Below are 23,802 nucleotides of genomic sequence, written 5' to 3' on the forward strand. Positions count from 1 at the left end.
AACTTTTGCGGCAGAAATGCCACGGGATTCACGCATCTCCTTTTTTCCGTGGCAAGCAGATCACTTAGATAAACAGGTTGCTGCTGGCGTCCTCCGCGGCGCCCAGATAGGTGCCGACGCCCGCCAGGTCGACTCCATCAATGAGCTCTTCCTTTTTTATTCCCATGACATCCATGCTCATGGTGCACGCCATCATGGTGACCCCCTGTCTGACAGCCTCCTTAATGAGTTGATCCAAGGAGTTTACGTTTTTCTCAGCCATGATCTTCTTCATCATCTTGCCGCCCATACCGCCCATGTTCATCCTGGACAGGCCCAGCTCATCCACGCCTCTCGGGAGCATGGCGCCGAACATCTTTTCCATGCCGGATTTTTTCACCGTCTTATCAGGTTTCAGCAGTGCGGTGAGTCCCCAGAAGGTGAAAAACATCGTAACTTTCTTGCCCATGGCTGCGGCGCCGTTGGCGATGATGAAGGCGGCCATCACTTTGTCGAAGTCTCCGGAAAAAACTATTATGGTCTGTCCGTCTTTTGCGGCCGACGCAGCGGCACCGGCGGCGGATGTTCCATCCGTGGCTCCAGCAAGGCCCTTCTGTATAAGCGCATAATACCCCTCATCGTTCTCCCCGCTGGATATCACGGAATTTCCAGTTTTCCTGGCCCAGGCTTTGATATCCCTCACGAAGCCGGGATCAGAGGCGGTAACCGCCAGCTTTTTGCCATTCTCCATGGTCTTCACCATATCGTTGACTTTCATGAGCGGCCCCGGGCACTGCATGCCGCAGCAGTTCAACTTGACTGCGGGAACGGGATCGCCCGCTCCTGCGTCACATTCCTTTTCCTGGAAAAGACCCGTGATCTCCGCTCCGGGAACGCAGCTGCCATCAGACTCCTGACCCGAACGGCTCTCCAGAGCCCTATAGAGATTGGTGCCTCCCGGGAATACCTCCACATTGGAAAATCCGCTCTGCATGAGGATCCTGGCGGCGGTGTACGACCGGACCCCCACTGAACACATAGCAACGTAGTGCTGGTTCACATCCAGCTCTCCAATTCTATCTCTGAGCTGGGTGAGTGGAATGTGACGAGCCCCCGGAATGGAATAGGCCAGCAGCTCCGGATCCTCCCGGACATCAAGTACCACTGCATCTTCAGGCATCTCATAGCCGCTGAACCTGACCAGCCCGGTAAGGAAGTTTTCGGCAACGAAGCCTGCCATATTTACCGGATCCTTGGCGGCGGAAAATGGCGGCGCGTAGGCCAGCTCCAGATTTTTCAGGTCCTCTACGGTTCCGCCAAATCTGATCACGGTAGAGATGACGTCGATCCGCTTATCAGCTCCGTCGGCTCCCACGATCTGGGCGCCCAGCACCTTTCCGGAAGGGATCTTGAAGATCAGCTTGATGAGCATTGGCGCCGATCCCGGATAAAATCCCACGTGGGAATTCTGGGTCAGCACCACAGTCTCGTAGTCTTTTCCCTTTTCCGCTCCTCTTCTTTTCAATTCCTTCTCGTTCAGGCCGGTGGAAGCTGCCACCATGTGGAATACCCTTGCGATTGAAGTGCCGTTGAAGCCTGCGTATTTCGAATCCCTCCCCGCTATTCTGTCGGCGATGATCCGGCCTTCCTTTGCTGCAGGGCTTGCAAGGGGTGCAGGCTGTCTGTCTCCTGTGATGATGCTGTAAGTCTCAACAATATCTCCGGCAGCGTAAATATCCGGATCCGAGGTCTCCATGTGTTCGTTGACCTTCACGTAACCTCTTTCGTTGAGCTCCAGACCGGCATCTTTCGCCAGCTGGCTGTTAGGCTTCACTCCTATGGAAAGGACTACCGTTTCTGCAGCCACCACCCTGCCGCTTTTGAGGACGATATCCAGGTGATCCTCTTTTTCATCGAAATGATCCACGCCATCTGACAGAATAAGTTCTGTCCCGCTGTTTTTTATTTCCTGATGGATCATCTCCGCCATCTCCGGATCAAGGGGAGTCATCACCTGATCCGCGGCCTCGATGAGCACGACCTTGAGACCTGCCTTTTTCAGGTTCTCCACCACCTCGAGGCCCACGAATCCCCCGCCGATCACTGCGGCAGTCCGGCTCTTCTTGAGAGTCTCATACACCTCGTCTGCATCCGGGATGCTCCACAGTGTGTGGATCCTCGGGGAGTCTATGCCCGGGATCGGCGGCTTCACAGGCGATGACCCCGTGGACATGACCAGCTTGTCGTATGACTCTGTGTATGTGGTGCCGTCCTTCGTCTGCACCGTCACGGTCCTGGTGTTTCTGTCGATGCTCGTGACGGCGCTGTTGATGCGGACGTCTATGTTGAATTTGCTCTTCATCGCCTCCGGGCTCTGGACCAGGAGCGACTCCCTGCCGGCCACGGTCCCGCCCAGGTAATACGGCAGGCCGCAATTGGCGAAGGAGATATACGGGCCTTTTTCGAGGATGACTATCTCCGCCCTCTCGTCGAGCCGCCGCAGCCTTGCGGCACATGCCGCCCCGCCAGCGACTCCGCCTATGATAACGACTTTTTTACTCTTGCTGTTCATGCTGTTCATGATGCACCTCCGAATATTAGTGGAAAGGCTGGAGCAGTGGTAGCCGGGATAGGGCCCAGGGTTCGTAGGGTTCCGGCCCGGGGATTTCCGTGGCCGTGAGTCTGTGGGCTGATCCAAGGGATCCCGAGCCCGGTGGCCGGGATCCTACCGCTGTCCGAGACTCTTTCGATATCTGCGGAACCATGATAATAAAAAAACGGACCCGGTTCTGTGACCAGGTCCCATAAGTGGTTATTTTCCTTCGTTTTCCATGATATAGGGCGCTTCGGTTTATTCCGTGGAACCGTGATCCTTCTTTTTCCACGATATGGGGCGTTTCGGTTTATTCCGTGGAATCGTGCCCCTTCGTTTTCCATGATATAGAGCGTTTCGGTTTATTCCGTGGAACCGTGCCTATTCGTTTTCCATGATATAGGACGTTCCTGCGTATATCATGGAAGCAGCACCTGAACTCTCGCCTCACCGTCCGGTCTCAGCCAGCTGCCGAAGTCCACGTGGATCCAGTATCCTGATCCGGCCTCTTCCAGTGGACACCAGTCCGTCCCTGGCAAACTGCCTGACTGCACGTGCCACAACTTCCCTTGCAGAATTGATCTCGCCTGCTATCTCCTCCTGAGTCATGATGATCTCAGGGCATCCCGATTCTTTGTACTTTTCCAGAAGAAACCCCGCAAGCCGCTGATCCAGCCCGGCAAAGATCATCTGCTGCATCACGTGCATCACCGCAGAGAACCTGCGGGTCGCAGTCTCGTAGGCGAACTCCCGTACGTAGACGTTTTCCCGGAAAAGCCTGTCGAAGGCTCCCGTCGGCACGATGCGTAGGCGCGCGTCCTCTGCCGCCATGATCTGCGTCTCGAAACGGATCTCCGAAAGTACGCATGCCACCGACAGGACGCAGCTATCGCCCTCGCCCAGCTTGAACAGTGTGATCTCGCGCCCTTCGGGCGACACGATGTAAGTGCGGATAGTACCGGACTCCACCATGATCATGCCGAGGCACTCGTCGCTGCTGTCGTAGAGCTGCTGGCCCTTTTTGTACTCGCGGAGGCCGGCGGACCGTTTGAGGTACTGCTGCTGGTCATCGGTGAGGTGGGACCAGAACGGAAGGTTTTCAAGCATATCAGAGTCCTCCTCTATTTTTTATCCTTCGCATGCACCATCAGCCCGTGCCTCGCGGCGCCTTTTTTTCTTGAACGAGTCCCCCTCGATCATCGTCACATCCCCGAGTTCCGGGTTTATCGGGGACTTCCAGTGGGCGACCGCCGGTGTCTTCACTGTTCCGTAAGGAGTGGCCCTCATGAAGTCGCCATCCACGTCCTTACCCATCGCACGGAGCACGAAATCGATGGTGCCCTGCACCCCAAAGATCGAGGTGTTGATGCAGAGGTCGTAGTTCTTCGCATCGCCCCACTCTTTTCCCGTAAAATACTTGTAGTAAGATGCGTGGGCGCGGTCGACCTCGCGGAGCTGTTTTTTTGCAGTCCTGTGGTCCACGTGGTTGATGTTCATGACGCGCTGGATCCGCTGCTCCTCCGGGGCTGTGAGATAAATGCTAACGTGAGGAACGTTGTGATTTGTCAGGATCTGGTCGGCGCACCGTCCCATTATCACGAAGTTTTTCCGCTTTGCCAGGTCGAGGATGAGATCCGTCTGATAAAAAAACAGGGCATCTCTCGTCGGTAGTCCGTGGTACTTGTTTATCCTGTGTATGCGCTCCTTCAGCGAAGGGTGCTTCTCGACATAGGCCAGTCCCGGATTTGTCTTTAAACTGGAATCCTGCCAACGGTAGGCCAGCTCCTTTCTGCGGAGCCTGGTTTCATTTTCAGATTCTTCCCCACTCTCCGATTCTTCCGCATTCTCCGATTTTTCCCATCTTTTAAGCATCGCAGACAATATTTCCGCATCGTAATAATCGCCGTGGAAGGCATCCGCAAGCTTGAATCCTATGTAGCCTCCGCCGCAGCCGTAGGACCGGGAGATGCAGATCACGAGGTGGTCCTTTTTCCCGAATCTCTCACGGAGATTGAGCTCATTCAGCTCCGCCTTGTGGACGTTGCACACACCCCTGTCCCTGCTGCCCTGGATCAGGCTCTCCATCCTCTCGACCAGCTGCCCATAGGAAGTCATGATCTCGCTGCGCAGGTCCTCCTCCGGCAGCGTTCTGGCCATGTTTCCGATCAGAGCGACCTCGCTCCTGACGATGTGCTCTCTGCCCTCGCTCAGAGCATCGGCCACGGCCTGCACATTCATGCGCCGGTCTTCGGTGAAAACTCGGCCCAACTTGGATCCAACTGCCTTGTAGACCCTTACATCCAGGTCGTACACGTCGTTGGCGAACTGCAGTATCTCGTCGTTTCTGTCTTTTTCACTCATCAGTGCCACCTCCTACAGGAAAAACACTATCGTGTCCAGGAGAAATACCGGGATAAGCACCAGGATGGACCACTTCATGTACCCGAAGAAAGACGGCATGCGCACGCCGTTCTCATCGGACAGAGATTTCACCATGAAATTAGGCGCATTTCCAATATATGTCATCGCCCCCATGAAAACCGCTCCTGCGGATATGGCCATGAGCATCTGTGGCGGGATGACGCCAAGGGCCGTATGTAAGCCCGAGGAAAAATCAAGCGAACCTGCGGTGGTGGAGAACACCAGGTATGTCGGGGTGTTGTCCAGAAAACTTGACAGGAGTCCCGTGGACCAGAACATCTGGGCAGGTGTGTCCAGACCGAGCTCCGCGCCCCTGCTCTTCAAGAGCTGAAGTGCGGGCTGCATGGTCAGGAAAATCCCGATGAACAGAACAGCTACTTCCTTGATAGCTCCCCACGTCATGTGGTTGTTCCTCCTGACGGACACGTCCGTGGTCCTGAAGGAAAGCCATGCCGCCAGCAGTATGATGCCGATCTCAATGAGATCAGGCCACGAAAGGACGATATCCCCCATTATATGGATACCCTTCACGTTTCCGCTGCCGTCCTGGAACGCAGCCATCCCCGGGAGTACGCCGCTCAGAACTACGCCAAATACGATCATCACGAAGAACAGCAGATTGTGTCCGCCGTCCAGCTTGAGCTTCGTGCCACGCTCGCTGATGTCCGGGCGGTACCCCTGAGCCACGTCCTGAAGATAGTATTTCCTGTCGATCCTGTAAAACACCGTCAGCAATATTACCAAATTCAGGATCAGTATCGGCAGCAGGTGGAAGCTCCAGGTGAACAGCACTCCGTTCATGAAGCCCATGAGAAGCGGCGGGTCGCCCACAGGAGTCAGGCATCCGCCCATGTTAGATACCAGGAAAATAAAGAATATCATGATGTGCGCACGTTCCCGGCGCCAGGAGTTCATCTTGATCACCGGGCGGACCATGAGCATGCTGGCTCCAGTGGTGCCTATCAGGCTGGCCAGGATGGTCCCGATGGCCAGCAGCGCCACATTCACCTGCGGCGATCCCGCAAGGTCGCCCTCAAAAGATATGTTTCCCGACGCGCAGTACAGCCCAAAAAGCAGCACTATGAACGTCAGATAGTCGTCGATAAAGCAGCTCACCGTCATGTGTGCGGAGGCCGCCGGCCCGTATACCACGGCATAGAGGACGACCACCAGTACTGACCAGGCCGCCACAACAACAGGCTGGTGCGCCCCCCACCACTCAGGCTTCAGCACAGGCATCAGCGCGACACATGCCAACATGCCTATGAAAGGAATGCACAGCCATACCGGAACACTCATCTGTCTTTCTTCCCTCAACTTTCTTTAGTTTTTCCCAACCCTTAGCGAATGAATTTATGCCAACTTCACTAGTTTGTCACCAAACGGGCAAAAAAACAACCCCGCTACTCTTTGGCAAGCTAATCTCCGTCTTAGATACTTGCTAGTCTTCCTTATGCCCATCACATACCGATCCTATCCAAAATTTTTTGGCGCTATTTTGCTCAAAAGATCTAATGAGTTATTGATTTCTTTAGCGCATGATTTCTTTAACTGATCCAGATATACATCCGGATCGGCAAATGTTTCTTTTCTACTCGCATACTCTTCTAATGCATTGATTAGACGTTTGATTGTTGCATCATAGGGGGTATTAAATACCATTTTATTTTCATTAACCATCCTGGTAAGTTTGTTTCCATGTCCGATTACGCCCAATATCCACAACATGTATATACTATTCACCACTTTTGTCCCAACATCAGTTGCTTTGTTGATAAAGGCTTCATTTTCATCGCCATAGTACAATTGATCCAAAGAAACTTCCAAAGCACTTGCAATAATTGCAAGAGTTTCAAGCCCTGGTGCTTTTTTACCTCTCTCATATGCACTTATAACCGTATTTGCTATACCAGTTGCTCTTGCCAAATCTGTTTGTGCCCAATTCTTGTTCTTTCTAGCAGATCTTATATTATTCCCAATTAAGTTTGCATCACTCATTGCAGTTCCCTTATACTTTCGTATTTAAACAATATCTCTATTGATATTATACACAAGTTTAACTTTTTATGATAAGCGTCATTATTCGTCATAGCGAATTCCTTCGCATATAACAGTCTTTATATACCACTCATACAAAATAATACAACCAACTCGGAATTATATCGTCTCGCCATTTTCTTCATACTTGAAGTGTAGATAAACGAAGTAAATGGAGGTTCAAAATGAAGCGCAAAGCAATTATGGACGACGGATGTGATCCGGAGCTTGTGGCCGGCGCAAGATTTGACGGCTTATTTGATATCCCTGTAATCGAAAAACCTGAACAAATAGTTATTCCTTCTTCAATAGTGCCCTTTTCTGAACGAAACAAATTCACAGACTACAATACTGCCATTGGCTTTTACGAGATGGATATCAGATTTTCTGAAGTACTTATTTCACCAGAGAAATTTGTTGACGATTTCCGGAGATTTAAAGCCTTTATTTCACCTGATTGTTCTCTGTATAGAGATGCTCCATTAAGTGTACAGATCATCAATGTCTATCGTAATCGCGCAATTGGCAGTTATTACCAGCGACGAGGTCTTTATGTCATACCTCAGATACGTTGGGGAACCGAAGCAACATATACGACAAATGTGCTTCCGGAAGCCGTTGCCTTCTCTGGTATAGAGAAAAACAGCATCGTTGCAGTCGGAACATATGGGTGTATCCGGCATAAAGATGACAAAGACCAATTTAAGGCAGGTCTTGAAGCAATGTTGAAATGTTTGGAACCTCATGTCGTTTTGGTGTACGGACCGATGCCAGCATCTGTTTTTAACGAGTACCTGCACTGCACAAGATTTGTTCAATTTGATGACTGGACAAGAATCAGGCATAGAGGTGATGTATAATGGGCAGCGGAATCGGAGGCAATTATTCAGGTACCAGCGGTAGCTCTCAACCATATGCAAATACATACAAGGTTGTATGCAGTCAGCTTCGAAAGGATAAAAAAGACAGGGATATTTATAGCGGCAACAGTGGATACTTCAAGAATCCAACAGCTGTATATCTTGAATCTTCGGTTTCAGAAAATCGAATAGAGATCGAAGGTCACCGAGCCGAAGGAAAAATGACTTATGTAATGGACAAGACTGGAAATATCATTTTCGGTAAGCGGTCAAACCCAAACAACGCACAAAAACGCGCTCCACACCCTACCCTTATTGGTGGAAAGAATCCTGAGGTCCAATGTGCAGGAATGATAGATTTCCGTAAGGGAAAAATCTATTCCGTCGACATTAGCAGCGGTCATTATAAGCCGAACATCAAGTCCCTCGAAAAAGTGGATAAGGCGCTCCAGCAATTATGCAACAAAAATCCCAACCTCTTTTCAAGGGATTCTAAATGGAGGAAGAAAAAATGATAGAAGATAGAATAACCAAAGATACAGATTATCTATTTGATAGATCGTATGATGACGAACTATCCGATGAGCAGGAAGATGCTTTGTTGGATGCTGTTTCAGAGCAGATCACCAAGTACGGCTGGCCAGACACATTTAACAGTTGGCTGAATTTCCTTTACAGCAACTGCACGTCAGCAGAATCTGCAATGAATTTTGCAAATCTATTCTGGTGGTTTGGCGGTCAGGATCACGTTATTCCTGAACCTCATAAGTTTATCGCATATTTCTACTATAGAATAAACTATGATACTGCTAAGTATGATCCAAACGACGTTCTGGATAGCATAGCCATAACAATTCTTCCCCGTGCAGGTTTTTCAGAAGCTGACCTGATGACCAATACCGAATATATACCTGAAAAAGACCCACTAATTAAGGCACAGGTAGATGAGTATGCAAAACAGGGTTATTAACTTCTGGCGTCTTTTAGAGATAAACATAAAAGCTGGCTATCTCTAACGTATTCATGTTAACTCCCCTGGTTTGTCACCAAACGGGCAAAAAAAATAACCCCGCCCTCGGCTTTTCCGCCCGGTCCGAAGACCGCCGGAAACTCTCGGGAGCCGGGATGTTTTTTATAAGAGTACTTTTTCCGGAATAGTCTCTGGAAAAAGTTCGTCTATGCCTTGTCAGGATGGCGTTCCAGCCAGCCCTTGGCGTAGGAGCAGGTGGCCATCACCGTGCCCCCATTCTCGTGGATCCTGTCCACCGCCCTCTCCACGAGCTGCCCGGCGACACCCTGTCCCCGGAGCTTGTCAGACACCCACGTGTGGTTGATGTTGTAGATCCCGTTCCCGAGATTTTCAAAAGTTATCTCCCCCAGACGCTCGCCGGACCCGTCGTCTGCGTGGATCCCGTCCACCGTCTCAATAAACCTCAGATCTGCCATAACAGTCCCCCTTCCCCTGAAATGCATTCCAGTGCATGCCAATTGCTCACCAAAGTGGAGCAGTAATTCTTAAGAAAAGTCTAACATCCCACGGGAAAAAAAGGTGGAGCAAAAGAAAGGGTTTTGTGACGTAAATCAGGACTTATGCATTCGTCAATAATATTATTTCTGAGCATCATTGTTCATTACTTCTCTTTCACACACAACGTTCAATGCTCTCGATTCTCTCTTTTCCTTTTCTTGTATTAATTCTCACCGTGCTAATATGCTTATTGGGTTAATATAAACTAACGACCAAATTCATGTTTTCCAAAAGAATTAACCTTTGCCGTTCATAAAACTTAACCATACAAACTCATACAACTCCGAAGCAGTGCAACAATGTTCATAATAGCTAAATAGAAGGTTTAGTGCATTCGGTGGCAAGTATGGCTGATGGCCTTGCGTGCAGTCCAAGTGTCGCCTTGCATGTGTATTCAAAAGTTTTCATATTATTATCACCTTCCTGAACAGAGTAATACCTTTCCTGGCTAGCAGCATCCCTCGGATCCGCCGTCGTCGCTGCAGCAGGCTTCTGGCTCCTCGAACCATCCGAAGTGATGGCTGCGGTCGCCGAACACCGTGAAGAATCTACTGAAGCGGGTGTGCTGTATCATGGCGCAGGTGTTTCCGGAAACAGATACCGGAAGGTCCTTGATGAAGGTGTGGTTCATGTCCAGTGACCAGCTGTGCTCGTGCTCTGGGATGCCTCCGTCGTAGCGGATGAACTGACCGTAATTCTCAGCCGCATCCTCGATGAGGTCCGGCAGCTTCACGGCCCTGATGGTGTCGGAAGTGTAGCCGATGTTGCCGACCTTTTCCTCGATCTCCCTGTTGTTGATCGGTACGTCGGTGCAGGACACCACGCGGTAATCGTTCCACCCTGCCTTGTACAGCATGCGCCGGAAGTCCTCTACGTACATGCTGCCTCCCAGGCACTCGCCGAGGAGCACTGGATCGTGGTTTATTTCGTCAGGCACTCTTCTGTCTGCAAAAATATCGCTGAAGTACAGCTCCCCGCCGTTCTTCAGAACGCGCCAGATCTCGCTGAACACCTTCTGCTTTTCGTCGGCGAGGTTGATCACGCAGTTCGAGATCACCACGTCCACCGATCCGTCCGGGATGCCCGCGCTCTTGAGGTCCTCGATATAGCCTTTTCGAAACTCCACATTGTCGAAGCCCCACCGGGTAGCCATCTCCTTGTGGTATTTTTCAGCGATGGCGAGCTGATCGTCGTTCATGTCCACGCCGATCACGCGGCCGGATGGCCCGACGAGCTTTGCCGCCACGTAGCAGTCGCGGCCGGTGCCGCAGCCGAGATCCAGCACGGTGCAGCCCTCCAGCACGTCTGGCAGAGGCGAGCCACAGCCGTAGTATTTCGTGAGGATCTCATCCGGAAGCTGCGCGGAGATCTCCTTGACCTGCCGGCTCATCCCGTGGGATGAACAGCAGCAGACCGACGTGGCAAGCTGGCCGTCGTTCTCGGTGCTGGCGCTGCTGTAGTATTCTTTTACCAATTCGTGAGTGTCTTTCATGGATGCCTCCTTTGCCCTGCTGTCACTTTCAACGCAGAATATCAGTTGCTTAGTCATCTTCTCCCCCGAATATACCGATAAAATCTGTTGATTCCACATTGAATGGCAGATGCTGGATCATACCAGCTCGATATAGATTCTCCGGTGAGTAGTTTCCATTTGTCTTCCATGTAATTATCTTATTATCATTTGACAAGAAATCAATGGAATGTCTATTCCGTTTAAGAACCTTCATCGGACTCGTGTTGTGAGTCGTAAAGCATACCGGCTTACAGGACAAAAAACGTGTTTATTTATTCCTGTGGAGAGAGGGATCTTCCTCTTTTTATAGAGATCACGTTCAATAGTCACATTTGATAGCAGAATCACCCCATGGCGAGATAGTCGATATCAGAAGCGTCGGATATTACCCCGGGATTCGTAATAATTACCATAGCTTACCACTAGATTTCAAATATCAAAAAAATCGTTGAGACGTACAAGATTTTTCCGCATGCTGTTACGGCGGGAAATGGGGTTTCCGAATTCCCGTGGTAATCATGGTAGTGATGCTTGCAAAGCACATGAAACTGTCCGCCATGGATGCAATAAAAATCATCAGAACAAGATGTACAGAAACAGCAATCGTAAGAATCATGCCTGTGATCTACCACGGGATTTAATCAATAAAGCTATCTCGCCGTAAAAAACTCATGTTTTTTTGATCGGCTACGGCGAGATAACAATGCTCTCAAATCTCGGGGTAACCATATAACTGCTAACAAACATTCTTAACACGTTTTTGTCCTATAAGCCTCATTTGAGGACAGTTCTTTCATAAAAATAAAGCCGGCCAGTCGCCAGCTCGCGATGATCGGTGCCATAGATCAAATGTACATCGCAAACACAAAAAACCCCGAGACCATCATCTCGGGGCAAGATAATTGGCGGAGGACATGGGACTCGAACCCACGGGGCTGTTACACCTTACTTGATTTCCAATCAAGCTCCTTAGCCGCTCGGTCAATCCTCCGCATCACGGCTATTACGTTCGAACTAGAATGCGCTTCCCGTCGAACGCATGCTAGTTTAACATAGATCAAACATTGGCGCAAGCATTTTATACAGAGTTTTCACATTTTGTAACGTCGTCTATTTTGAAAGCTGAAATGTCTAACACTATGGATTTACTACCTAGAATGTATTCATCTCACAAACACCGTCAGAAGCCTGCTTTCCTGATCTCGTCTATAAGAGCCGGACGCCTCTTGTATTCCTGTTTCCACGACTCAGCAATAGAATCTGCCAGCGCTTTTCCTCCGTCATACCGGGTTATTTTACGCAGATAAGCAACTACGTAACGGTACTGCTTCCTGTCAGATACATTTTTAATCATATTACGAGCATGATCTGCATACATATCTCTTATCTCATGCGAATACGCCGGTCTCAGATCCTTCTCATATCGCTCAAGTACATCTATACTTCCGGTTGTGAGTATCTCCTTCACGAGCCTGTCGTACAGTTTCTCCTCATGCATAAGATCAAATCTGACCGACCTGCACGACTCTGATCCAAGAATTTCTTCCCGCATCACCGTCCATTCTTCATCGGAAATGATATTCCTGAGACGGTCAATATAACGCAGATTTTCCTGGTAACAGTTAAGCACTTGATACGATAGTTCATCAAGCAACTCCTTCTTCATATCCTGCCCGGCATAAAACTCGATAAGCTCACGGCTGTAGGCACTGACTGCAGAGGAGTTGGCAGCATCTCTGATTTTTCCCTTTTGGAGAAGTCCTGCCGCACAGTCAATGTCGCGGGTCTTATAGACAGCCTCAGCGTATCTGATGAGGATCGCTGGAAGAAAAGTATACCTTTCCGTATATGAGAGCACCTCGTCATCCGGCACTTCCAGCTCGATCATCGTATCAATCCGATTGTTGAGATCTCTGACAAGGGTCTGTGTCTTCCAGATGTTCTTGTTCTTCTTGTATTCTTCCATCTCGTTACAAATGATCCCGTCGAGTTCCTCGAGCCGCCCTTCCAGGATCGGTTTCGAGTAGAACCCCGTCATACGGAAGTCGTCCAGATAGTCCTCCATGTAATCATGCACACTACCGCTGCCTATCTGTCTGCAGAACCAGTCATACATATTCTCCTGCTGCAGATCTGATGCTCCTGATACTATCTTTCCCCAGAATTCACAGCATTCATCAGCTCCGTAAGCTATATCGCCATCATCATCTACCTCCGCATTGCCAATGGTGATAAACACATAGCATGTCAGATCAAAGGCTTCTTCCAGCATCCCCCGGTCGATCAGCGGCGAAACATCATTGTGGAGGAACCCGATCAGGTCACTGACAAAATCAGATGCGTGATTCCAGTAGATAAATCCGGACTGGTCACTGTGCTCATATACGATTTCATCTACCATGTTTTTCATCTTGAGGATCATTTTCTCATCGATCGTTTTCGAATACATTGCAGCGATCCTGTTTCTTAGAGATTCGTCATCAGACGCAAGTTTAAAAAGCATTTCACGCATTTCATCCACTGACATGCGCGAAATGCACTGCCTCAGTTCCTCTTCCTCAGCCTCAAGTTCGCTCACACCGAAAGGTTTTTTCTTCTTCTCATCATCTTGAGCATCACCGCAATCTGGGTGCCCGGCATCTGGATCCTGCCCCTTGCAAGATCCTTCTTCTACGTCCTCTGACTCTTTGGCCAGAGCATATAGTACAGCTGCCTCATGCTTGCAATAGTTGCCGTCAGCAGCATATGGACAATCGCAATCCATATCCTCTATCCTGCCGTCAGCCAGTTTGATTGTCACACAATACTCTTCGGTCCCGTCTACTGTTGCAGAAACTTCTACATTACTAACCTGGAGATTCCATACTCTTCCATCAAGATAGTAATCATATCCACGGCTCAGTATCCTTGCCGCAAACAGTTCTTTCCAATCATCCTTGCATTGATAAGCCATATGCAATCACCTTTCCAAAGACTGGTCAAGCAGATCATCTTTTTCCTACCGTGTACTTCATTGGACACCTCCGGCGGCAGATGATAATATATTCGTCACGGAAGTTTTCCGCCACAGATCATTTCGGAGACAAGATTATTAATGTACAGTATATTACTGTACATAGACGATAGAATGGAGTGAAGATGAAGGCATCCAGGAAAAGCAAAAAAGTTCTTATCACCGGCGGTTCCCGAGGTATCGGGGCCGAGGCAGTAAGGGAGTTCGCCGCGGAGGGAAGCAGCGTCGCATTCCTCTACAAGAGCTCCAGCCAGAAGGCTCTGGAGCTGAGCAAGGCCACCGGAGCCCTGAACATCAAATGCAACGTCGCCAGCTCCCCTTCCGTGAAGGCAGCTATGGACGTAGCGAACGAGTTTTTTGAGGACGAGCTGGACGTGCTGATATGCAACGCGGGGATCTCGGACTTCGGGCTCTTCACGGACTTCGACGAGGACCGCTGGAGTAACATGATCGAGACCAACCTGAACGGAGTCTACCGTTGCATCAGAGAGGTTCTCCCGGGCATGATCAGCAGGAAAAAAGGGAGCATCATCATAGTGTCTTCCATGTGGGGACAGGTTGGAGCGTCCTGCGAGGTTCCGTATTCAACGGCAAAAGCCGGACTCATCGGTTTAACGAAGGCGCTTGCAAAAGAGGTCGGCCCTTCCGGCATCCGTGTGAACTGCATCTGTCCGGGGCTCATAGACACCGACATGAACGCAGAGGTATCAAAGGAAGCTCAGGACGTCATAATCTACGACACGCCGCTTTCCCGGATCGGAAAGCCGGCCGATGTGGTGAAGGTCATGAAGTTTCTGGCTTCTGACCAGTCCGGATTCTTGACCGGTCAGGTCATCGGAGTAAACGGCGGACTGATCATGTAGGCAACACGGAAGACGCGGCTGACACGGATGACGTGACCAACGCGCCTGAGAGGAAGGATTTTTTATGAAAAACGGAAAATTCCCAAGGGAATACCAGATCAGGTCTTTTGAGACCAACACTACCGGCGGCCTGAAGCCCACCGTCATCCTGCAGTATCTGCAGGAGACCGCGGAGTTCCAGCTCAAGGTCCAGGACATGGATTACGTGGACATGTACACGAAGCTGCATAAGGCTTATGTTGTGAGCCGGATGTGCATCCAGATCCACAGACAGCTGCACAAATACGACGACGTAACCGTCCGCACCTGGACGAGCGACGACCGGGCGGCCAATTTTCCAAGATCCTTCGACGTCTACCGTGGAGACGAGCTGGCCATCACCGCATTCAGCAACTGGGCGCTCATCGATACCGACAGCAAGACTCTGGTAAAGAGGTCCGAGTACGACATATCCAACTACGCATGGGGCGAAAAGCAGGAGCTGGACATCCCGACCCGCTTCAAGATACCAAAGGACGTCGAGATGTCAAAAGCCGGGATCCATCACGTGGCCTACAACGACACCGACATCAACGGCCACATGAACAACGCCATGTACGCAGATGTCCTTTACAACTACGTTCCAGACCCGCGCAGCTGGGACATCACGTCCATGAACTTCCACTACAAACATGAGGCCCCGCTCGGCTCGGACATGGAGATCCACAAGAGCGAGCTTCTGCCGCCGGGAGACATGGATCCTCAGGCGGAGAAGATCATCTACTTCCAGACTTTTACAGGCAAAGGAAGATCGAACATCGAAGCCTGCTTCGGCCTGACAGCGAGGAAATAGTCCCTCGCCCTTCTCGCCGCGCTGACCTCCGGTGCCAGCGTGGTGCAGCATCCTCCCACGGCTGCGGCCCCCGCCCTGTAATAGCTCAAAGCGTAGTTGTAGAATCCCTGCCAGGCCTCCGGGGCTCGCCAGGTCTTCGTCACCGGGTCGTAGACGCTTCCGTTGTTCGGGTAGGCGGCGACAGGCCTGTCGCCTTTTTCAACCATCTCACGGATCAGGGACTCCACGTACTGAGGCATGGTGCAATTCACGCCGATCATCTGGAGGTGCGGCCTGTCCCTCAGGGCCTCAGCGCAGTCGCCAATCTCCTGCCCTTCGCACGTCCTGTGCCCGTCCTGGCAGCTGAAGCTGATCCAGTACTCCAGGCCCTTTTCCTCGCAGATCTCCGATTGAATGAGGGCCTCCTCGAGAGATGGCACGGTCTCGCACAGGATCACGTCTGCGCCGCCCTCGTGGACCAGCCGGATCTGTGTCTCGTGAAAATCCTTCAGCTCGTCGCGGCTTATCCCGTAGTTGCCACGGTATTCGCTGCCGTCCGCCAGACAGGCGCCGTAAGGGCCTACTGATCCAAGGCAGAGCGGATACGCCCTGTCCGGGTGTTCTTCCTCGTTCCACCATTCATCACGGGCCTCCAGGAAAAGTCTTACGGCGTTTCGAATGGTGTCTTCGGCAGCCTTCCGGCTGAGTCCCTTTCTCATGAAGCCATCCACCGTCGCCTGGTAAGTACAGGTTATCCCGCAGTCGGCTCCGGCACGAAAATAGTATTTGTGCACTTCCTTTATCATCTCGGGGCTCTCCAGCAGCATCTTTGCCGTCCAGAGGCTGTCGTTCAGATCGCAGCCCATCTCCTCGAGAGCGCTGGACATGGAGCCGTCGATGACGAACCTGCCTGTCTCACTGAGAAGATTCTGTATTTTTCCAGCCATTATGGTCACTCCTTTATTCTCTACATTCTCATCATTCTCTTAACGCCATCACTCTTCCACCGGATACACCACCGGCGCCACTTCCTCCCCGGCCTCCTTCGCCGGCAGGAACCTGTACCAGAAGTCTCTGAAAAGCCTCATGATCTCCTTCTGCTTCAGTGCGATGAACAGCACTGTTATTATCACGTAGCATCCGGTAAGGATATCGGTCATGGCCCAGAGCTGAGCTGCCTCGATGTTGTATAAGACCACACAAGGGATCATGTAGTATATCATGTAGATCTTCGTGGCCACCTTGTTGACACCGGTATCCCCGAAAACGTAGTTAACGGATTTTTCGCAGCTGTAGTACATGCCGATTATAGTCGTCCAGGCAAAAACGGTTATTGCGAGTGCCAGGAACCAGCCTCCGATCCTGCCGTAGCTCACGGTGAACGCCACGGTGGTCAGGGAAGCGGAATCCACGCCCGGATAGTCGGTGTAGACATTCGTGAGTATCAGTGACAGGGCCGTCACCGAGCAGACCACGATCGTGTCCAGAAAGACCTCTCCCCAGCCCCAGGACGACTGGCGCACGGGGTGATCGGTCTTCGCGCTGGCGTGGGCGATCATGCCGTATCCCGTCCCCGCATCGTTGGAATACAGGCCGCGGGCAACTCCGTATCTGATGGCGTCGCGCACCGTTGCACCCGCAAAGCCGCCGACCCCCGCCATCGGAGTGAAAGCGCTTTTTACGATGAGCCAGAAGACTTCCGGCACCTGGGTGATGTGTGTGAGCAGGATCCCGACACCGCCGAGGATGTAGAGCAGTGCCATGAAAGGTACCACCTTTTCCATGATCCCCGAGATCCGCTTGAGCCCGCCGAATATGGTTATGAAGCAGGTGACCCCCAGGACCGAGACGGCGATCTTCGGATCCAGATCAAAGGCCTGCTTCAGGGCGCCGGTGACGGACTCCGTCTGCACGCTGCAGGTCCACGGACCCAGGACGAAGCAGCAGATGGCGAGGATGAAAGCCCCTTTTTTCCAACCCAGGGCGTTCCGCATGACGAAGGACCTGTCGCACAGGAACTCGTCCATGGACTTCTTGTAGCGGACGCGATAGCGCTGACCAAGGATGATCTCGCAGGCTTTTATGGACATCCCGAAAAGTCCGGAGACCCACATCCAGAAGACCGCCCCCGGGCCTCCGGCTACTATGGCCGTAGCCACGCCCCCGATGTTGCCGACGCCGATGGTGTTCGCCATCGCTGTGCATGCCGCGGCGAAGCCCGACACGGTGCCGGCGCCCTCGCCCTTCCTGAACATCTTTCCATAAGTCTGCCGGAAGTGATACGGTATCCTGCGGAAGTTGTACATGAACCGGAACCTTATTGAAAGGAAGATACCGAGGCCCAGTATCAGCACCGTCATCCAGGTGCCCCACATGAAATTGGAAAAAGCTGTTAAAAAGTCTGTCATTTCGTCCTCTTAAGTCTCGAGTTTAAAAAAACGGCAGGAACCGCAAGGCTCCCACCGTGCAACTGTATTTTCTTTGAAAAGGGAATACGGATATGGCGTTTATTTATCCACGTCTACTACCCAGCCTTCAGGGCCTTCGATCTTGCCCATCTGGATGTCTACCAGGGTCTGTCTCAGCTTCATGAGGACAGGGCCGCCCTCTTCCATTCCGGTTGGAACTTCCAGGGTCTTGCCGTGGTCGTCGATCCTTCCCACAGGGGAGATGACTGCCGCGGTGCCGCACACGCCGACCTCGGCGAAATCAGGCAGCTCTTCCTTGTAGACCTCTCTCTGCTCCACTTCCATGCCCAGCATGTGCTCTGCGATGTACAGCAGGGATCTTCTGGTGATGGACGGAAGGATGGAATCCGACTTCGGAGTGACCAGCTTGCCGTCCTTCGTAACGAGAAGGATGTTAGCTCCGCCGGTCTCCTCCAGCTTGGTCCTTGTGCCCGGATCCAGGAAGAAGTTCTCGCTGTAGCCTTCCTTGTGCGCCTCCATAAGAGGATACATGGACATGGCGTAGTTCAGTCCGGCCTTGATGTGGCCTGTCCCTCTAGGAGCCGCTCTGTCGTAATCTGCGAATCTTACAACGATAGGCTTCACGCCGCCCTTGAAGTAGTTGCCTACAGGCATGGCGATGACTCTGAACATGAATTCAGATGCAGGCTCAACGGCGATCTCCGGGTTCATTCCGAACATGTATGGTCTCAGGTAGAGAGAACATCCCGTTCCGTACGGTCCGATCCAGTCCCTGTTCATCCTTGCAACGTCCTTGCACGCCTGAACAAAGCGATCCTTAGGGAAAGGAGCCATCATCATCCTCTCTGCGGAGTTGTACATTCTCTCGGCGTTCATGTCAGGGCGGAATACCACGGTCCTTCCGTCGACTGTCTCGTAGGCCTTAAGTCCCTCGAAGACCTGCTGGCAGTACTGGAGGACCTGAGCGCACTCGTTCAGAGTCACGTTAGGATCGGTGCTCATCTGGCCGCTGTCCCACTGTCCATCCTTATAACATGAAACAAATCTGTAGTCTGTCGGCTGGTATGCAAAAGGCATGTTGTCCCAGTCCAAGTTTTTCTTAGCCATATCCATATCTCCTTTTGTTATTATCAACAAAATTATTATTTGTTTTTATTGTCTAATCATAAACTCAATATTGCATTCCGTCAATAGCTATTAAGTTTCATAGCACAAAAAAACAGGACAAAATATAGAACAATCCACATTTCGTCCTGTTCGACATTATTCTACAGATCATCTTCGGACATTACTGCCCCGATCCGCCGCACCGGTCCGCGGACCGGATACTCTTTTTTCCAGATCAGTCCTCGTCATCGGCCAGAATGTCGGAGAGAGGTTTGCTCATCTCCTCCTTCAGGACAGCCTGGATCCTCCTCAGCTCCCTGTTGATCTTGCACTGCTTGTCCTTGGTGTTGTTAAGACATACGTGGTCTTCCTTGAGGCACATGTTCACGTACGGATCCTTCTCCATGACTACAAAAATGTCATACAGCGTTATATCGCTCAGACTCCGCGTCAGCATGTACCCGCCGGCATTGCCGCGCACGCTCTTGAGCAAGCCTCCCTGCTCAAGCTTTCTGGCCACCTTGTAGGCGATCGGCGCGGTGATGTGCTCGTCACCTACTATGCTGCTGATGCTGGTCGGTTTTTCTTCAGACATGTTCCTTATCAGCCTGAATGCATAATCAGTCTCTCTGTTAATAAGCATAAATCCTCGTTCACTCCTTCGTAAAAATAGGTATCGTTCAGCTTTCCGGAGGTTCGTTTCCTGAGGATCCCTGATCGAAACACGGGTAAGTCCACAGCTCAAACTGCTTCTCTATCTGTAAAAACTATACCCTAGCGATTGAGTAATATCAATTCCAATTCCACTAAAAACATAGAGTTTGAAAAAAAGCACATTTCCATGTTTTTGCACGAAAATTAATACTGTTTTTACATTTACTAATGTAGAATAGCAATATGGTATTTGAGGGGAGAAATTGAAAATGAAAAGAAAATTTACGAAGCTCGAGCGCAACTGGGTGCTCTACGACGTAGGTAATTCAGCCTTTACAATGATGGTGTCCACACTCATCCCGATCTACTTCGACGCCCTGGCTGGCGCAGGCGGCCTAAGTTCCGCAGACTATCTGGCCTACTGGGGATACGCGATCTCCATTTCCACACTTCTGGTGGTCTTCATCGGTCCGGTGTTCGGCACGATCTCAGACAATCGCGGCTTCAAAAAGCCCGTCTTCCTGACCTCCGTCATCTTCGGAGTGATCTGCTGCTTTTTCCTGGGCCTCCCGAAGAGCTGGCTGATGTTCCTGGTGCTCTTCGCCATCGCCCGGACGGCCTACAGCTCCAGCCTTGTTTTTTACGACTCTATGCTCATCGACGTCACCACCGAGGAACGCATGGACCGCATCTCCTCCAGCGGCTATGCCTGGGGCTACATCGGTAGCTGCATCCCGTTCATCGCATGTCTCGTGCTGGTGCTCAAGGCCGGCTCCCTGGGGCTTTCCTCTGAAAGGGCCATGGCCATCGCCTTCGTCATCACGGGCCTTTGGTGGCTCGTGTCAACCATCCCGCTGCTCAGGACATACGAGCAGAAGAACTACGTGGAAAAGGTGGAGCATCCTTTTTCCGAGAGTTTCCGGCGCATCGGCAGGACGATAATGAACGCCCGCAAAGAAAAGAAGGTCTTCATCTTCCTGCTTTCCTTCTTCTTCTACATCGACGGTGTCTACACGATCATCGACATGGCCACGGCATATGGCAAGGCCCTGGGGCTGAACAGCACCGGCCTTCTCCTGGCCCTGCTCCTCACCCAGTTCGTGGCTTTCCCGTGCGCCATCCTGTTCGGCGTTCTGTCCCAGAAACACAATGTAGAAAAGCTGATTCTCGTATGTATCCTCTCATACCTGGGCATCTCCATCTTCGCCTTCTTCCTGGCTCACCAGTGGCAGTTCTGGATGCTGGCGGTGTGGGTCGGAATGTTCCAGGGCGGCATTCAGGCGCTGTCCAGATCCTACTTCACTAAAATAGTCCCGAGCGACCAGACCGGGGAGTTCTTCGGGCTCTATGACATCTGCGGAAAAGGCGCCGCCATCCTCGGCACCACCATCGTCAGCGTCGTGTCCCAGTTCACCGGCAGCGTTAACAAGGGCGTCGGAATGATATCCATAATGTTCGTATTGGGTATTTTCCTGTTCATAAAGGCCTCGAAGACGCCGGGAAGAAACAGCAGATAATACAGTAGATCACGTATCCGATATCAAGGCCGACTTCCCATGCACGGGGATCCGGCCTTTTATATTGCTTCGCATCTCGTTGTCCCACACGACGAATCATAACCACCAGTTGAACTGGTGGTTTGTCCTTGCCCTAAAAGGGCCTGTTACTTGCAGGCGTCTTAAGACGCACCGAAATAGACTGCCAACCGCATCTCTATTTTCCGGCTGCGCCTAAGGGCGCTTTTTATTATGCCTTCGTATTCTTGCTACCCGTGAACGGGTCTATGTACTCCTTCAATGTTAATTGATCATTTGCGATATCTTCTTGCAGTTGGTTTCGTATGTATTCTGCGATTGCCTTTTTGTTTCTGCCAACTGTATCGACATAATAGCCACGGCACCAGAAATGCCTGTTCCCATACCGATATTTCATATTCGCATGTCTGTCGAATATCATCAGTGAGCTTTTTCCCTTCAGATATCCCATCACTTGCGATACGCTGTATTTTGGCGGAATTGATATCAGCATGTGTACATGATCAGGGCACAACTCCGCTTCTATTATTTCTATGCCTTTCTGATCACACAACTGCCTAAGTATCTTGCCAATATCCTCTTTTATTTTTCCGTAGATAATTTGTCTCCTGTACTTCGGCGCAAACACTACGTGATACTGACACCGCCACTTCGAATGTGTTAAACTATTGATGTCGGTTTTGGTAATATTACCCATCGATTTATTCCTCCTTTGTTACATGAGTGCGGTTGGAAGCCTCATTCATGATATCACAGGAGGTTTTTTCTTGAAGCTAAAGCTTCTTACTCCACCGGCTTAGCCGGTGGTTTTTTTACACTAAAGATCACAANTCATAACCACCAGTTGAACTGGTGGTTTGTCCTTGCCCTAAAAGGGCCTGTTACTTGCAGGCGTCTTAAGACGCACCGAAATAGACTGCCAACCGCATCTCTATTTTCCGGCTGCGCCTAAGGGCGCTTTTTATTATGCCTTCGTATTCTTGCTACCCGTGAACGGGTCTATGTACTCCTTCAATGTTAATTGATCATTTGCGATATCTTCTTGCAGTTGGTTTCGTATGTATTCTGCGATTGCCTTTTTGTTTCTGCCAACTGTATCGACATAATAGCCACGGCACCAGAAATGCCTGTTCCCATACCGATATTTCATATTCGCATGTCTGTCGAATATCATCAGTGAGCTTTTTCCCTTCAGATATCCCATCACTTGCGATACGCTGTATTTTGGCGGAATTGATATCAGCATGTGTACATGATCAGGGCACAACTCCGCTTCTATTATTTCTATGCCTTTCTGATCACACAACTGCCTAAGTATCTTGCCAATATCCTCTTTTATTTTTCCGTAGATAATTTGTCTCCTGTACTTCGGCGCAAACACTACGTGATACTGACACCGCCACTTCGAATGTGTTAAACTATTGATGTCGGTTTTGGTAATATTACCCATCGATTTATTCCTCCTTTGTTACATGAGTGCGGTTGGAAGCCTCATTCATGATATCACAGGAGGTTTTTTCTTGAAGCTAAAGCTTCTTACTCCACCGGCTTAGCCGGTGGTTTTTTTACACTAAAGATCACAAAAAACGACAACGGCCGGCGGATATCCGCCGGCCATCGTCTTCAAATCAATTCTTTCACTGTAATATCAGCCAGGTCACCGGACCTTAGCGGCCTTCGCCGTGTGCACGATCTCTGCGGCCGCGCGTGCTGTCCTTCGTCAGCATCCCGGCGATCACTCCCTTAGGATCGAGGATCAGCAGCCTCACCACCCAGATCACCAATCCGAGCGCGACCACCGAGAGCCCGAGGAACGCATCGTTGAGCATGTCGGCAGGCGCCGGCGTGAAGTAGGCGGATCTGAGCTCCATGTATTCCACCACAGCGTCCACGAGCCACATCAAGGATGCGCCCCAGTACATCCAGCAGAGGATGCCGGTCTTCATCTTGTCATCGGGCATCCCCCTGTACCATCCGGCGGTGCTTATCACCGCCGCGAAAACCGTGATCAGCAGAGTCATAATATCTCTTTCCCCTCTTCTAGCTTTTTAACGCTCCTGTCGGCCAGCTTGCACATCGCAGCCCACACAAGGGTGACGATCACCGCCATACCAATGCCTGTAGTCGCCATCTCCCTGAGCATGACGCTTGTGGTCTCAGGCGTTGCGGCAGCCGTCAGGAACGGGAACCACGGCTCCACCTCTCCGTGCCATACGTGCTCAAAGGCCAGGAGCACGGAACCTCCGATCAGCAGGCGTGTGAGCCAGCGGAGCTTTTTGGAAAAAGGAATTTTACACTCTGCGGACTCGTGCGACACGGCCGCATCCCCTGCACTATCAAGCTTCAGCTCCTTTTCCTTTTTGCTCTGTGCCTTCTCTATAACCTTTACCACAACGGCCTCTGCCGCAGGTACTACAAAACATGCCATATCTTTTCCTCCTCGATCGTCTGATCGCAAT

General features: G+C 51.0%; 22 protein-coding genes and 1 tRNA gene. 6 read left to right on the plus strand and 17 right to left on the minus strand.

Annotation, left to right across the window (positions count from 1 at the left end):
- Positions 1 to 64 precede the first annotated feature (64 nt).
- The 5 genes from BQ7382_RS05425 to BQ7382_RS05445 form a co-directional block, all read right to left on the minus strand.
- Positions 65 to 2,560: an FAD-dependent oxidoreductase gene (locus BQ7382_RS05425; RefSeq protein WP_235847954.1), complete on the minus strand. Its 2,496-nt coding sequence runs from the start codon at positions 2,558 to 2,560 to the stop codon at positions 65 to 67.
- Positions 2,561 to 3,019: 459 nt separating this feature from the next.
- Complete coding sequence (locus BQ7382_RS05430; protein ID WP_077391089.1) at positions 3,020 to 3,679, minus strand: Crp/Fnr family transcriptional regulator; 660 nt, start codon at positions 3,677 to 3,679, stop codon at positions 3,020 to 3,022.
- 21 nt (positions 3,680 to 3,700) lie between these two features.
- The gene (locus BQ7382_RS05435; RefSeq protein WP_077391090.1) at positions 3,701 to 4,933 is read right to left on the minus strand and encodes a cytidylate kinase-like family protein; all 1,233 of its coding nucleotides are present in this window, start codon (positions 4,931 to 4,933) and stop codon (positions 3,701 to 3,703) included.
- A gap of 12 nt (positions 4,934 to 4,945) precedes the next feature.
- The gene (locus BQ7382_RS05440) at positions 4,946 to 6,292 is read right to left on the minus strand and encodes a sodium:proton antiporter (protein ID WP_077391091.1); all 1,347 of its coding nucleotides are present in this window, start codon (positions 6,290 to 6,292) and stop codon (positions 4,946 to 4,948) included.
- Between the two features lie 174 nt (positions 6,293 to 6,466).
- Positions 6,467 to 6,991, minus strand: a complete 525-nt coding sequence (locus BQ7382_RS05445) for a helix-turn-helix domain-containing protein (RefSeq protein WP_077391092.1) — start codon at positions 6,989 to 6,991, stop codon at positions 6,467 to 6,469.
- A gap of 224 nt (positions 6,992 to 7,215) precedes the next feature.
- Here BQ7382_RS05445 and BQ7382_RS05450 point away from each other — a divergent pair, with 224 nt between their 5' ends.
- From BQ7382_RS05450 to BQ7382_RS05460, 3 genes are read left to right on the plus strand one after another with little or no spacing between them, the layout of a single operon-like run.
- Positions 7,216 to 7,890, plus strand: a complete 675-nt coding sequence (locus BQ7382_RS05450; protein ID WP_077391093.1) for a DUF4417 domain-containing protein — start codon at positions 7,216 to 7,218, stop codon at positions 7,888 to 7,890.
- A complete protein-coding gene (locus BQ7382_RS05455) occupies positions 7,890 to 8,405 on the plus strand; it encodes a hypothetical protein (protein ID WP_077391094.1) in 516 nt (171 codons plus the stop codon). The genes BQ7382_RS05450 and BQ7382_RS05455 overlap by 1 nt, the downstream gene beginning before the upstream one ends.
- A complete protein-coding gene (locus BQ7382_RS05460) occupies positions 8,402 to 8,860 on the plus strand; it encodes a hypothetical protein (protein WP_077391095.1) in 459 nt (152 codons plus the stop codon). The genes BQ7382_RS05455 and BQ7382_RS05460 overlap by 4 nt, the downstream gene beginning before the upstream one ends.
- A 206-nt stretch (positions 8,861 to 9,066) precedes the next feature.
- Here BQ7382_RS05460 and BQ7382_RS05465 read toward each other — a convergent pair whose 3' ends face one another.
- The 4 genes from BQ7382_RS05465 to BQ7382_RS05480 all read right to left on the minus strand — a co-directional run bounded on the left by BQ7382_RS05465 (position 9,067) and on the right by BQ7382_RS05480 (position 13,884).
- Positions 9,067 to 9,336, minus strand: coding sequence for a GNAT family N-acetyltransferase (locus BQ7382_RS05465; protein WP_077391096.1), 270 nt, complete (start codon positions 9,334 to 9,336; stop codon positions 9,067 to 9,069).
- A 530-nt stretch (positions 9,337 to 9,866) separates the two neighbouring features.
- Positions 9,867 to 10,967, minus strand: coding sequence for a methyltransferase domain-containing protein (locus tag BQ7382_RS05470; RefSeq protein ID WP_205408167.1), 1,101 nt, complete (start codon positions 10,965 to 10,967; stop codon positions 9,867 to 9,869).
- Between the two features lie 867 nt (positions 10,968 to 11,834).
- Positions 11,835 to 11,922 (minus strand) — tRNA-Ser (locus BQ7382_RS05475).
- 189 nt (positions 11,923 to 12,111) lie between these two features.
- Positions 12,112 to 13,884, minus strand: a complete 1,773-nt coding sequence (locus BQ7382_RS05480; RefSeq protein ID WP_077391098.1) for an SWIM zinc finger family protein — start codon at positions 13,882 to 13,884, stop codon at positions 12,112 to 12,114.
- Positions 13,885 to 14,069: 185 nt separating this feature from the next.
- Between BQ7382_RS05480 and fabG the strand changes: the two genes are divergently transcribed.
- Complete coding sequence (gene fabG, locus BQ7382_RS05485; protein ID WP_077391099.1) at positions 14,070 to 14,807, plus strand: 3-oxoacyl-ACP reductase FabG; 738 nt, start codon at positions 14,070 to 14,072, stop codon at positions 14,805 to 14,807.
- 64 nt (positions 14,808 to 14,871) lie between these two features.
- The gene (locus BQ7382_RS05490; RefSeq protein WP_077391100.1) at positions 14,872 to 15,639 is read left to right on the plus strand and encodes an acyl-[acyl-carrier-protein] thioesterase; all 768 of its coding nucleotides are present in this window, start codon (positions 14,872 to 14,874) and stop codon (positions 15,637 to 15,639) included.
- Here the strand turns inward: BQ7382_RS05490 and mmuM are convergent.
- The 4 genes from mmuM to BQ7382_RS05510 all read right to left on the minus strand — a co-directional run bounded on the left by mmuM (position 15,567) and on the right by BQ7382_RS05510 (position 19,797).
- A complete protein-coding gene (mmuM, locus tag BQ7382_RS05495; protein ID WP_077391101.1) occupies positions 15,567 to 16,565 on the minus strand; it encodes a homocysteine S-methyltransferase in 999 nt (332 codons plus the stop codon). The genes BQ7382_RS05490 and mmuM overlap by 73 nt on opposite strands.
- Positions 16,566 to 16,613: 48 nt before the next feature.
- Positions 16,614 to 18,026, minus strand: coding sequence for an alanine/glycine:cation symporter family protein (locus BQ7382_RS05500; RefSeq protein WP_077391102.1), 1,413 nt, complete (start codon positions 18,024 to 18,026; stop codon positions 16,614 to 16,616).
- A gap of 99 nt (positions 18,027 to 18,125) precedes the next feature.
- A complete protein-coding gene (locus tag BQ7382_RS05505; RefSeq protein WP_077391103.1) occupies positions 18,126 to 19,154 on the minus strand; it encodes a branched-chain amino acid aminotransferase in 1,029 nt (342 codons plus the stop codon).
- Between the two features lie 235 nt (positions 19,155 to 19,389).
- Positions 19,390 to 19,797 carry an RrF2 family transcriptional regulator gene (locus tag BQ7382_RS05510; protein WP_077391104.1) on the minus strand — a complete coding sequence of 136 codons (408 nt, stop codon included), beginning with the start codon at positions 19,795 to 19,797 and terminating at the stop codon, positions 19,390 to 19,392.
- 280 nt (positions 19,798 to 20,077) lie between these two features.
- Here BQ7382_RS05510 and BQ7382_RS05515 point away from each other — a divergent pair, with 280 nt between their 5' ends.
- Entirely contained in the window at positions 20,078 to 21,325 is a 1,248-nt protein-coding gene (locus tag BQ7382_RS05515; RefSeq protein ID WP_077391105.1) for an MFS transporter, read from the plus strand.
- Positions 21,326 to 21,554: 229 nt separating this feature from the next.
- On the opposite strand, the gene tnpA (BQ7382_RS05520) is transcribed toward BQ7382_RS05515, so the two are convergent.
- The 4 genes from tnpA (BQ7382_RS05520) to BQ7382_RS05535 form a co-directional block, all read right to left on the minus strand.
- The gene (tnpA, locus tag BQ7382_RS05520) at positions 21,555 to 22,040 is read right to left on the minus strand and encodes an IS200/IS605 family transposase (RefSeq protein WP_077390623.1); all 486 of its coding nucleotides are present in this window, start codon (positions 22,038 to 22,040) and stop codon (positions 21,555 to 21,557) included.
- A 267-nt stretch (positions 22,041 to 22,307) separates the two neighbouring features.
- The gene (gene tnpA, locus BQ7382_RS05525; protein WP_077390623.1) at positions 22,308 to 22,793 is read right to left on the minus strand and encodes an IS200/IS605 family transposase; all 486 of its coding nucleotides are present in this window, start codon (positions 22,791 to 22,793) and stop codon (positions 22,308 to 22,310) included.
- A 217-nt stretch (positions 22,794 to 23,010) separates the two neighbouring features.
- On the minus strand, positions 23,011 to 23,364 hold the full coding sequence (locus BQ7382_RS05530) for a hypothetical protein (protein ID WP_077391106.1): 354 nt from the start codon (positions 23,362 to 23,364) through the stop codon (positions 23,011 to 23,013).
- A complete protein-coding gene (locus tag BQ7382_RS05535) occupies positions 23,361 to 23,771 on the minus strand; it encodes a hypothetical protein (RefSeq protein WP_077391107.1) in 411 nt (136 codons plus the stop codon). Before BQ7382_RS05535 ends, BQ7382_RS05530 begins: the two co-directional genes overlap by 4 nt.
- Positions 23,772 to 23,802 lie beyond the last annotated feature (31 nt).

The sequence above is a fragment of the Mobilibacterium timonense genome (assembly GCF_900155555.1).
In the GTDB taxonomy this organism is placed as follows: domain Bacteria; phylum Bacillota; class Clostridia; order Peptostreptococcales; family Anaerovoracaceae; genus Allobaileyella; species Allobaileyella timonense.

Bases quoted from the DNA above. Each gene is read 5' to 3' on its own strand.
- BQ7382_RS05425 (WP_235847954.1), bottom strand. From the start codon at position 2,560: ATGAACAGCATGAACAGCAAGAGTAAAAAAGTCGTTATCATAGGCGGA.
- BQ7382_RS05430 (WP_077391089.1), bottom strand. From the start codon at position 3,679: ATGCTTGAAAACCTTCCGTTCTGGTCCCACCTCACCGATGACCAGCAG.
- BQ7382_RS05435 (WP_077391090.1), bottom strand. From the start codon at position 4,933: ATGAGTGAAAAAGACAGAAACGACGAGATACTGCAGTTCGCCAACGAC.
- BQ7382_RS05440 (WP_077391091.1), bottom strand. From the start codon at position 6,292: ATGAGTGTTCCGGTATGGCTGTGCATTCCTTTCATAGGCATGTTGGCA.
- BQ7382_RS05445 (WP_077391092.1), bottom strand. From the start codon at position 6,991: ATGAGTGATGCAAACTTAATTGGGAATAATATAAGATCTGCTAGAAAG.
- BQ7382_RS05450 (WP_077391093.1), top strand. From the start codon at position 7,216: ATGAAGCGCAAAGCAATTATGGACGACGGATGTGATCCGGAGCTTGTG.
- BQ7382_RS05455 (WP_077391094.1), top strand. From the start codon at position 7,890: ATGGGCAGCGGAATCGGAGGCAATTATTCAGGTACCAGCGGTAGCTCT.
- BQ7382_RS05460 (WP_077391095.1), top strand. From the start codon at position 8,402: ATGATAGAAGATAGAATAACCAAAGATACAGATTATCTATTTGATAGA.
- BQ7382_RS05465 (WP_077391096.1), bottom strand. From the start codon at position 9,336: ATGGCAGATCTGAGGTTTATTGAGACGGTGGACGGGATCCACGCAGAC.
- BQ7382_RS05470 (WP_205408167.1), bottom strand. From the start codon at position 10,967: ATGACTAAGCAACTGATATTCTGCGTTGAAAGTGACAGCAGGGCAAAG.
- BQ7382_RS05480 (WP_077391098.1), bottom strand. From the start codon at position 13,884: ATGGCTTATCAATGCAAGGATGATTGGAAAGAACTGTTTGCGGCAAGG.
- fabG (WP_077391099.1), top strand. From the start codon at position 14,070: ATGAAGGCATCCAGGAAAAGCAAAAAAGTTCTTATCACCGGCGGTTCC.
- BQ7382_RS05490 (WP_077391100.1), top strand. From the start codon at position 14,872: ATGAAAAACGGAAAATTCCCAAGGGAATACCAGATCAGGTCTTTTGAG.
- mmuM (WP_077391101.1), bottom strand. From the start codon at position 16,565: ATGGCTGGAAAAATACAGAATCTTCTCAGTGAGACAGGCAGGTTCGTC.
- BQ7382_RS05500 (WP_077391102.1), bottom strand. From the start codon at position 18,026: ATGACAGACTTTTTAACAGCTTTTTCCAATTTCATGTGGGGCACCTGG.
- BQ7382_RS05505 (WP_077391103.1), bottom strand. From the start codon at position 19,154: ATGGCTAAGAAAAACTTGGACTGGGACAACATGCCTTTTGCATACCAG.
- BQ7382_RS05510 (WP_077391104.1), bottom strand. From the start codon at position 19,797: ATGCTTATTAACAGAGAGACTGATTATGCATTCAGGCTGATAAGGAAC.
- BQ7382_RS05515 (WP_077391105.1), top strand. From the start codon at position 20,078: ATGAAAAGAAAATTTACGAAGCTCGAGCGCAACTGGGTGCTCTACGAC.
- tnpA (WP_077390623.1), bottom strand. From the start codon at position 22,040: ATGGGTAATATTACCAAAACCGACATCAATAGTTTAACACATTCGAAG.
- tnpA (WP_077390623.1), bottom strand. From the start codon at position 22,793: ATGGGTAATATTACCAAAACCGACATCAATAGTTTAACACATTCGAAG.
- BQ7382_RS05530 (WP_077391106.1), bottom strand. From the start codon at position 23,364: ATGACTCTGCTGATCACGGTTTTCGCGGCGGTGATAAGCACCGCCGGA.
- BQ7382_RS05535 (WP_077391107.1), bottom strand. From the start codon at position 23,771: ATGGCATGTTTTGTAGTACCTGCGGCAGAGGCCGTTGTGGTAAAGGTT.